Below are 9,632 nucleotides of genomic sequence, written 5' to 3' on the forward strand. Positions count from 1 at the left end.
CCCCCCATATCGCCCCCTCGTACGCGCCCGTCCCCGACCACCACCGACCGGACGCGGCCAGTTCGCCGCCCGCGCGGCGTGATGCCGCGTCAGGCGCCAGTGCCAGCACCGACTCCGCCGTCCGGAGCACCCCCTGCTGCGTCATGTCTTCGACGGTAGGGGGTGCCACTGACAACGCGGCCCGGCCCGTACGGGCTCCCGGAGAGCCGGGTTGCCTTTGCCTTCCCTTTACGGTTGGCTTGGCCCACTTTCGGCACCCCGCTGTCGGCACCTCGCCGTCGTGTGCCCGAGCCTGAGAAGGATCACCGATGAAGCGCTCAGTCCGCACCGCCCTGACCGCCCTCGCCGTGGCCGGGCTGGCGATGACCGCCGCCGGCTGCTCGGTGGCCGAGAAGGCCAAGGGGGTCAAGGAGTCCGCGGAGAACAAGGCGGTGGACGCGGTCGACAAGACGGTCAACGAGACCTACGAGGTCACCTATGAGGTGACCGGCAAGGGCCTGCGGTCCATCGAGTACAACGGCGGGGGCGGCAAGGCGATGGACCCGAAGCTGGAGAGCGTGGACCGGCCCACGGCGCCGTGGACGAAGACCGTCACGCTCAAGGGCATCATGCCGCCCGCCGTCACCGCGATCGCCGTCGACGCGGGCGGCGAGGTCGGCTGCAAGATCACGTACAAGGGCAAGGTCATCGAGGAGAAGAGCGCGAACGGGATCGCGGCCTCGGCCGCGTGTGTGGCGGTCTCGCCGGTCGCGGTGCCGCCGACCGCGAAGTGATGCCCGGGTGGGGCCGATGGCCCCACCCGGCCTCCGCTCAGGAGGGCGAGGACCCGCAGTAGCCTCCGGTGAGGCAGGCGCGGAAGGTCAGGCCCTTCAGGTTGGTGTAGTCGCGGCTGAACGATTCACCGTTCGCGGCGGTCGCCACGGGCTTCCAGGAGCCGCCCGACCAGATGGCATGGAGGATGACCCACCGGCCGTCGTTCGGCTTCCGGTCGTGGAAGGTGCCCCAGAAGCGCCCGTTGTAGCTGCCCTGGGAGTTCGCGTACCAGTTCCAGCAGACGTCGACGCTCCCCGCCCCGTTGCTGGTCACGACGGTGGCGCACTTCTGGCCCTGCGCTCGGGCGCCACCCGCCTCGGCCGCGGCCGAGCTCGCGGCTCCGGCCCCGGCTCCGGTCGTGGTGGCGCTCGCGCTCGCGGTGCCGGCGAGGCCGAGCGTCAGCGCGAGCGCCGAGGTGACGACGGCGACGCGCGAGGTCAATTTCTTGCCGTGCACAGTGCATTCCCCCTGAATTGGTTGTCGGCGTTTCGTTTCCGCGGTTGCTTCGCCCCGGCGGAAACGCGCCCGAATGTAGGGACGGCGTGCGCCCGGATTCAAGGGATTGGGCGGCGAAGTCGTCGGCGTGTCGCGCCACTTGGGCGTGCCGACCGCTTTTTTCGCGCGACACCCTGCCGCCGCCCACCCGGGCCGGGCTGCCCGAAACCGCGCTGAGCTGCGGCGATCGGTGATTGTCAGTGGCGTGGTGCACCGTGGGAGCACATCCGCATCCGAGGACATCCGAGGAACCGGATCTGGAGGGGGACCCATGACCGCGCCCGAGATCGGCCGGCCCGAAAACGGCGGGCCCGTGAACGGCATGTCGGAGAACGGCCGGCCCGCGATCGGCAGGCCCATGAACGGCACGCTCGGCACCGGCACGCCCGAGCAGGCCCTGCGGCCGCACGCCGAGGACACCTTCGCCGACGAACTCGCGGCCCTCGCCGCGGCCGACGACCGGCCCAGGCCCGCGCGGTGGCGGCTGTCGCCGTGGGCGGTGGCCACGTATCTGCTGGGCGGCACGCTCGGGGACGGCACCGTCATCACGCCCAAGTACGTCGGGCCGCGCAGAATCGTGGAGGTGGCCGTCGCCACCCTCGCCACGGATCGTGCCCTGCTGCTGCTCGGCGTCCCCGGCACCGCCAAGACGTGGGTGTCGGAGCACCTCGCCGCCGCCGTCAGCGGCGACTCCACCCTCCTCGTCCAGGGCACCGCCGGCACCCCCGAGGAGGCCCTGCGCTACGGCTGGAACTACGCCCGGCTCCTCACCGAGGGCCCCAGCCGGGACGCGCTCGTGCCCAGCCCCGTGATGCGCGCCATGGCCCAGGGCATGACCGCGAGGATCGAGGAACTCACCCGCGTCCCCGCCGATGTGCAGGACACGCTGATCACCATCCTGTCCGAGAAGACGCTGCCCGTCCCCGAGCTGGGCGAGGAGGTCCAGGCCGTGCGCGGCTTCAACCTCATCGCCACGGCCAACGACCGCGACCGGGGGGTCAACGACCTCTCCAGCGCGCTGCGCCGCCGCTTCACCACGGTCGTGCTGCCGCTGCCCGCCACCGCCGACGCCGAGGTCGACATCGTGACCCGGCGCGTTCGACAGATCGGGAGCTCCCTCGAACTGCCCGTCGCCGCCGACAGTGTCGACGAGATCCGCCGGGTCGTCACCGTCTTCCGCGAGCTGCGCGACGGCGTGACCGCCGACGGTCGCACCCGGCTCAAATCGCCCTCCGGCACCCTCTCCACCGCAGAGGCCATCTCCGTGGTCACCGGCGGCCTCGCGCTCGCCGCCCACTTCGGGGACGGCGTGCTCCGCCCCGCCGACATGGCGGCCGGCATCCTCGGCGCGGTCGTGCGCGACCCCTCGACCGACCGGATCGCCTGGCAGGAGTACCTGGAGGCCGTCGTCCGCGAGCGCGACGGCTGGCGGGACTTCTACCGAGCCTGCCGGGAGGTGAGCGCATGACCGCGTCCGCGTCCGCGCCTGCGCCCGCGTCCGCCGCTCCGCCGCGGCGGGAGCGCCCCGGCGGCGGGGACAGCCCCTGGTTCCTCGGCGTGCGCCACCACGGCCCCGGCTCCGCGCGGGCGGTGCTGGCCGCCCTGACGGAGTGCGAGCCCGACGCCGTCCTCATCGAGGGCCCGCCCGAGGGCGACCCCCTGGTCCCCCTGGCCGCCGACGAGGGGATGCGGCCGCCCGTCGCCCTGCTCGCCCATGGCGCCGACGACCCCTCCCGCGCCGTGTTCTGGCCGCTGGCCGAGTTCTCCCCCGAGTGGGTGGCCCTCCGCTGGGCGCTGGACCGGGACGTCCCCGTCCGTTTCATCGACCTCCCGGCGGCCCACACCCTCGCCCTCGCCGAAGCGGAGCAGCGGCCGGACTCCGACGGCCCCCCTGCCGAGCCCCCCGGCGGCCTTCCCACCGAGCCCGCCAGCGGTCTGCCGGCCTCGCCGCCCGGCGCTCCGCCTCTGCCGCCCGAGGACCGGCCGCCTCCGCCGCCCGAGGGCCGCCCGGTCCCGCCACCCGGCGACCTCGCGGCTCCGCCGCCCGGCGGCCTTCCCGCCGGGCCGTCCGGCGGCCTGCCGTCCCCGCCGTCCCCGCCGGGCGGGGCGCTGCGCCGGGACCCGCTCGCGGCCCTGGCCGAGGCGGCCGGGTACGACGACCCCGAGCGCTGGTGGGAGGACGTCGTCGAGCACCGTGGGGGTGGCGAGGACACCGGCGGGAGCGGGGTGCTGGCCGCCTTCGCCGCACTCGCCGAGGCCATGACCGCGCTGCGGAAGGTCTACGGCCACGCCGGCGGGCACGGCCACGACCCGGCGCGGGAGGCCCATATGCGGCTGCGGCTCCGCGAGGCCCGGCGGACGTTCGGCGACCGCGTCGCCGTCGTCTGCGGCGCCTGGCACGTCCCCGCCCTGGCCGAGCGGACCACCGTCGCCGACGACCGGCGGCTCCTCACCGGCCTGCCGAAGGTGAAGGCCGAAGTGACCTGGGTGCCCTGGAGCCACCGGCGGCTGGCCCGAACGGACGACGCGCCGGGCCGCCCCGGCGCGGGCTACGGCGCCGGGATCGCCTCGCCCGGCTGGTACGGGCATCTCTTCGCCTCGCCCGACCGGCCCGTGGAACGCTGGATGACCAAGGTCGCGGGCCTGCTGCGGGAGCAGGACCATCCCGTCTCGCCCGCCGAGGTGATCGAGGCCGTACGGCTCGCCGAGACCCTCGCCGCCCTCCGCGGGCGCCCGCTCCCCGGGCTCACCGAGACCACCGACGCCGTACGGGCGGTGCTCTGCGGGGGATCGGACGTGCCGCTCGACCTCATCCGGGACCGCCTCGTGATCGGCGACGTCCTCGGCCGGGTGCCCGCCTCCGCCCCGGCCGTGCCCCTCCAGCGCGATCTGACCCGGGCCCAGCGGTCCCTGCGGCTGAAGCCCGAGGCGGAACGCCGGGAGCTGGAGCTGGACCTCCGCAAGGAGACCGACGCCGGCCGCAGCCGGCTGCTGCACCGCCTGCGGCTGCTCGGCGTCGACTGGGGAGAACGCGCGCCCTCGCGGGCCGGGCTGGGCACGTTCCGCGAGACCTGGCGGCTGTGCTGGGAGCCGGAGCTGTCGGTGCGGGTCGCCGAGGCGGGCGTCTGGGGCACCACCGTGCTCTCGGCGGCCACCGCCAAGGCGTGGTCCGACGCCCTGGCGGCACGGGAGCTGCCGGAGGTCACCGCGCTCGCCGAGCGCTGCCTGCTGGCCGGGCTCCCCGACGCGCTGCCGGTCGTGATGCGGGTGCTCGCCGATCGGGCGGCCCTGGACACCGACGTCGGCAGGCTCGCCCGGGCGCTGCCGGCGCTGGTCCGCTCGCTGCGGTACGGCGATGTCCGGGGCACCGACGCGGGAGCGCTGGCCGAGGTGGCGGGCGGCCTCGCCGAGCGGATCTTCGTCGGACTCCCGCCGGCCTGCGTCGGCCTGGACGCGGACGGCGCGGCGGAGATGCGGGGGCATCTGGAGGCCGTGCACGGGGCGGTGGCCCTTCTGGGCGAGGCCACGCGGCCGGCGCTGCGGGAGCGCTGGAGCGCCGTGCTGCGGGGGCTGGCGGAGCGGGACGCCGTGCCGGGTGGCGTACGGGGCCGGGCCGCCCGCCTGCTGCTCGACGACGGGCTGCTCCCCGAGGACGCGGCGGCTCGGCTGATGGGCCTCGCCCTGTCGCCCGGCGCGCCCCCGGCCGACGCCGCCGCGTGGATCGAGGGCTTCGTCGGGGGCGGCGCGGGCGGCGGGCTGCTGCTGGTCCACGACGAGCGGCTGCTCGCACTCGTCGACGCCTGGCTGACCGGCATACCGGCGACCGCCTTCACCGATGTGCTGCCCCTGCTGCGCCGTACGTTCGCCGCGTTCGACGCGGGTGTCCGGCGCGCTGTCGGGGAGCTGGTCGCACGCGGTCCCGGTCGACCGCCCGCCGGCCCGGGCGCCCGCGCCGACCCTCCGGTCCCCGGCTTCGGCCCCGACCTCGACCCGGCCCGCGCGGCGGCCGTGCTCCCGATGCTGCGCCTGCTGCTCGGCGAGGACGGCGAGGGCGACCTCGCGGAGGCACATGGATGACGCCCGGAGGCCGAGCGCGACCGTGGCCCCGCGATCGGCCGTGAGCCGCCACGCAGGATGGCGTGGCCGAGGAGGGAGCGATGGCCGGGGCGGCCGTCGGGCGGTGCTCCGGCGGGGAGGGAAAGGCGGGGGCGTCGGCCACCCGCCCCGGGGGCCGGCGTGGTCGCGAAGGACTCGACGGGAGGGGAAACCGTGGACAAGGGGAGAACCGCCGCGGAGGAGCGGGCGCGCCGCTGGCGCCTCGTGCTCGGCGCGGAGGACGGCGCCGACGGCACCGGCTGCCGCCTCGACGGGCGGGACGCCGCCATGGACCGCGCCCTCGCCGCCCTCTACCGCACCGGCGCGGCCCCCGGGGGCGGCGACCGGCCCGGGACCGCCGGCCTCGGGGCCTCCGCGCCCCGCGTGGCCCGCTGGCTCGGTGACATCCGCACCTACTTCCCCACCTCCGTGGTCCAGGTGATGCAGCGGGACGCGATCGAGCGGCTCGGGCTGTCCGCGCTGCTGCTGGAGCCCGAGATGCTGGAGGCCGTCGAGCCGGACGTGCACCTGGTGGGCACCCTGCTCTCCCTCCACCAGGCGATGCCCGAGACCACCCGGGAGACCGCCCGCGCCGTGGTCCGCGCGGTCGTCGCCGAGCTGGAGAGGCGCCTGGCGCCCCGCACCCGGGCCGCGCTCACCGGCGCGCTCGACCGCTCCGCGCGGGTGAACCGCCCCCGCGGCCGCGACATCGACTGGAACCGTACGATCCGCGCGAATCTGCGGAACTACCTCCCCGACCACGGGACGGTCGTGCCCGAGCGGCTCATCGGCCACGGCCGGGCGGCCCGCTCCCTGCGGAAGGAGGTGATCCTCTGCGTCGACCAGTCGGGGTCGATGGCGGCCTCCGTGGTGCACGCCGCCGTCTTCGGCGCGGTGCTGGCGTCCCTGCGGGCGATCTCCACCCGGCTGATCGTCTTCGACACCTCCGTGGTGGACCTCACCGACCGGCTGGACGACCCGGTGGACGTCCTCTTCGGCACCCGGCTCGGCGGCGGCACGGACATCAACCGCGCGCTGGCGTACTGCCAGTCCCGCATCACCCGGCCGGCCGACACGGTCGTGGTCCTCATCAGTGATCTGTACGAGGGCGGCATACGCGACGAGATGATCGAACGGGTGGCGGCCATGCGGGCCGCGGGAGTGGGGGTCGTGGCGCTGCTCGCGCTCTCGGACGAGGGCGCACCGGTGTACGACAGGGCGCACGCCGCGGCGCTCGCCGCGCTCGGGGTCCCGGCCTTCGCCTGCACCCCCGATCACTTTCCCGAGGTCATGGCGGCGGCCCTGGAGAAGCGCCCCCTGCCCGTGCCGTCCGCCCCGCCCGGGGGGTGAGCGCGCCGAAAGGCCGACGAATGGCCGGTGCGGATGAGCGAAGGCCGGCGAAAGGCCACGCCCGGACGGCGTACGCCACGCCGCCGTCCTCGCGATCTGTGACTGTAATCACCGCCCGCATGTGATCTGTGATTTAGGGAGCCACGTCCGACGGGGTTAACCTGCGAGACGGACATGCCGCGTATCGCGCACGTGTGCCGCCCTCGTCATAGATCGCGTCCTCACGCTGCCACCGCGGCACGCCCGCGCAGACAACGAACCGCGATATCCATGGAAAAGGGACGGACGCGCGTGGACCTGTTCGAGTACCAGGCGAGGGACCTCTTCGCCAAGCACGGTGTACCGGTGCTGGCCGGTGAAGTCATCGACACGCCTGAGGCGGCGCGCGAGGCGACCGAGCGTCTGGGCGGCCGTTCGGTCGTCAAGGCGCAGGTCAAGGTCGGCGGCCGTGGCAAGGCCGGCGGCGTGAAGCTGGCCGCCACCCCGGACGAGGCCGTCGCCCGCGCGACGGACATCCTCGGCATGGACATCAAGGGCCACACGGTCCACAAGGTGATGATCGCCGAGACGGCTCCCGAGATCCTCGAGGAGTACTACGTCTCGTACCTCCTGGACCGCACCAACCGCACCTTCCTGGCCATGGCCTCCGTGCAGGGCGGCATGGACATCGAGGAGGTCGCGGCGAAGACCCCCGAGGCCCTCGCCAAGGTCCCGGTCGACGCCAACGAGGGCGTCACCCTGGAGAAGGCCCGCGAGATCGTCGCCCAGGCGAAGTTCCCGGCCGAGGTGGCCGAGAAGGTCGCCGAGGTCCTGGTGACCCTGTGGAAGACCTTCGTCGCCGAGGACGCGCTCCTCGTCGAGGTCAACCCGCTCGCCAAGGTCGCCAACGGCGACATCCTGGCCCTCGACGGCAAGGTGTCCCTGGACGCCAACGCCGAGTTCCGCCAGCCGGAGCACGAGGCGCTGGAGGACAAGGCCGCGGCCGACCCGCTGGAGGCCGCCGCCAAGGCCAAGGGCCTGAACTACGTCAAGCTCGACGGCCAGGTCGGCATCATCGGCAACGGCGCGGGCCTGGTCATGTCCACCCTGGACGTCGTCGCCTACGCCGGCGAGAAGCACGGTGGCGTCAAGCCCGCCAACTTCCTCGACATCGGTGGCGGCGCCTCCGCCGAGGTGATGGCCAACGGTCTTGAGATCATCCTCGGCGACCCGGACGTCAAGTCCGTGTTCGTCAACGTCTTCGGCGGCATCACCGCGTGCGACGCGGTCGCCAACGGCATCGTCCAGGCCCTGGAGCTGCTGAAGAGCAAGGGCGAGGACGTCACCAAGCCGCTGGTCGTGCGCCTCGACGGCAACAACGCGGAGCTGGGTCGCAAGATCCTCACCGACGCCAACCACCCGCTGGTGCAGCAGGTGGACACCATGGACGGCGCCGCCGAGCGCGCCGCCGAGCTGGCTGCGAAGTAAGGGACGAGGTCACCAGAACACCATGGCTATCTTCCTCACCAAGGACAGCAAGGTCATCGTCCAGGGCATGACCGGCTCCGAGGGCCAGAAGCACACCAAGCGCATGCTGGCTTCCGGCACCAACATCGTCGGTGGCGTGAACCCGCGCAAGGCCGGCACCACGGTCGACTTCGACGGCACCGAGGTCCCGGTCTTCGGCTCCGTCAAGGACGCGATGGAGCAGACCGGCGCCGACGTCACGGTCATCTTCGTCCCGGAGAAGTTCACCAAGGACGCGGTCGTCGAGGCCATCGAGGCCGAGATCCCGCTGGCCGTCGTGATCACCGAGGGCGTCGCGGTCCACGACACCGCCGCGTTCTGGGCGCTCGCCCAGGCCAAGGGCAACAAGACCCGCATCATCGGCCCCAACTGCCCGGGCCTGATCACGCCGGGTCAGTCGAACGCGGGCATCATCCCGGCCGACATCACCAAGCCGGGCCGCATCGGCCTGGTGTCGAAGTCCGGCACGCTGACGTACCAGATGATGTACGAGCTGCGGGACATCGGCTTCAGCTCCTGCGTCGGCATCGGCGGTGACCCGATCATCGGCACCACCCACATCGACGCGCTGAAGGCGTTCCAGGACGACCCCGACACCGACCTGATCGTCATGATCGGCGAGATCGGCGGAGACGCCGAGGAACGGGCCGCGGACTTCATCAAGGCCAACGTCACCAAGCCGGTCGTCGGCTACGTGGCGGGCTTCACCGCGCCCGAGGGCAAGACCATGGGCCACGCCGGCGCCATCGTCTCCGGCTCCTCCGGCACGGCCCAGGCCAAGAAGGAGGCCCTGGAGGCCGCCGGCGTGAAGGTCGGCAAGACCCCCTCCGAGACGGCCCGCCTGGCGCGTGCCGCGCTCGCCGGCTGACCTGACGTCGCCGACGTCGTTCCGGGTGGCCGGCCTTCCCGGCCGCCCGTGACCTCGTGACGCGGAGTGACGCGGAGCCGCGGCTCCGCGGCTCCGCGGAGCTCACAGGGCGTGGGCCCGGACCACATGGTCCGGGCCCACCCCCGTTCTGCCGCCACGGCAGGCGCGGACGGCGTGGCGCCCGGCCGTCGCCGGGGCGGTGACGGTCGTGGCCCTAGGGCATGAGCTGGTCGACGTCGAGCCGGGCGCCCGGGTCGGGCTCGTTCTCCGCCGCTCCGTCCGGGCCCTCGTCGGCCGCGCCCTCCGGCGGGACATCGCCCGGCGGCGGCTCTCCCGGGTCGCCCTCGACCGGGTCGGCCGCGACCCCCGGGGCCTCGCCCGGGGCCTCCCCGGAGCCCCCGCCGCCCGCCTCCGGCCCGTCCGGGGGAGCGCTCGCCCCGGCCGTCGCCTCGCTGCCCGCCGCCATCTCCGGCGGCCGGCCCGGATCACCGCCCGTACCGGCCCC

7 protein-coding genes and 1 pseudogene are annotated in these 9,632 nt (G+C 74.3%); 6 read left to right on the forward strand and 2 right to left on the reverse strand.

The window, feature by feature from the left end:
- The first annotated feature begins 308 nt into the window (after positions 1-308).
- Positions 309-773 carry an MmpS family transport accessory protein gene (locus ACSNOD_RS23460; protein WP_436769008.1) on the forward strand — a complete coding sequence of 155 codons (465 nt, stop codon included), beginning with the start codon at positions 309-311 and terminating at the stop codon, positions 771-773.
- 37 nt (positions 774-810) lie between these two features.
- Here the strand turns inward: ACSNOD_RS23460 and ACSNOD_RS23465 are convergent, their stop codons facing one another.
- Positions 811-1,269 (reverse strand): hypothetical protein, encoded by a 459-nt coding sequence (locus ACSNOD_RS23465; protein WP_436769009.1) that lies wholly within the window; start codon positions 1,267-1,269, stop codon positions 811-813.
- Between the two features lie 397 nt (positions 1,270-1,666).
- On the opposite strand from ACSNOD_RS23465, the gene ACSNOD_RS23470 reads away from it, so the two are divergent.
- The 5 genes from ACSNOD_RS23470 to sucD all read left to right on the forward strand — a co-directional run bounded on the left by ACSNOD_RS23470 (position 1,667) and on the right by sucD (position 9,127).
- The gene (locus ACSNOD_RS23470; protein WP_436769014.1) at positions 1,667-2,776 is read left to right on the forward strand and encodes an ATP-binding protein; all 1,110 of its coding nucleotides are present in this window, start codon (positions 1,667-1,669) and stop codon (positions 2,774-2,776) included.
- A complete protein-coding gene (locus ACSNOD_RS23475; RefSeq protein ID WP_436769010.1) occupies positions 2,773-5,385 on the forward strand; it encodes a DUF5682 family protein in 2,613 nt (870 codons plus the stop codon). The genes ACSNOD_RS23470 and ACSNOD_RS23475 overlap by 4 nt, the downstream gene beginning before the upstream one ends.
- Positions 5,386-5,442: 57 nt before the next feature.
- Complete coding sequence (locus tag ACSNOD_RS23480; protein ID WP_436769011.1) at positions 5,443-6,753, forward strand: VWA domain-containing protein; 1,311 nt, start codon at positions 5,443-5,445, stop codon at positions 6,751-6,753.
- A 291-nt stretch (positions 6,754-7,044) separates the two neighbouring features.
- The gene (gene sucC / locus ACSNOD_RS23485; protein ID WP_436769012.1) at positions 7,045-8,220 is read left to right on the forward strand and encodes an ADP-forming succinate--CoA ligase subunit beta; all 1,176 of its coding nucleotides are present in this window, start codon (positions 7,045-7,047) and stop codon (positions 8,218-8,220) included.
- Positions 8,221-8,242: 22 nt separating this feature from the next.
- A complete protein-coding gene (gene sucD / locus ACSNOD_RS23490) occupies positions 8,243-9,127 on the forward strand; it encodes a succinate--CoA ligase subunit alpha (RefSeq protein WP_436769013.1) in 885 nt (294 codons plus the stop codon).
- A 214-nt stretch (positions 9,128-9,341) separates the two neighbouring features.
- Here sucD and ACSNOD_RS23495 read toward each other — a convergent pair.
- Positions 9,342-9,632 (reverse strand): annotated as a pseudogene (locus ACSNOD_RS23495) (hypothetical protein); the annotation flags it as partial.

It is taken from the genome of Streptomyces sp. URMC 123 (genome assembly GCF_051386515.1).
Taxonomy (GTDB): domain Bacteria; phylum Actinomycetota; class Actinomycetes; order Streptomycetales; family Streptomycetaceae; genus Streptomyces.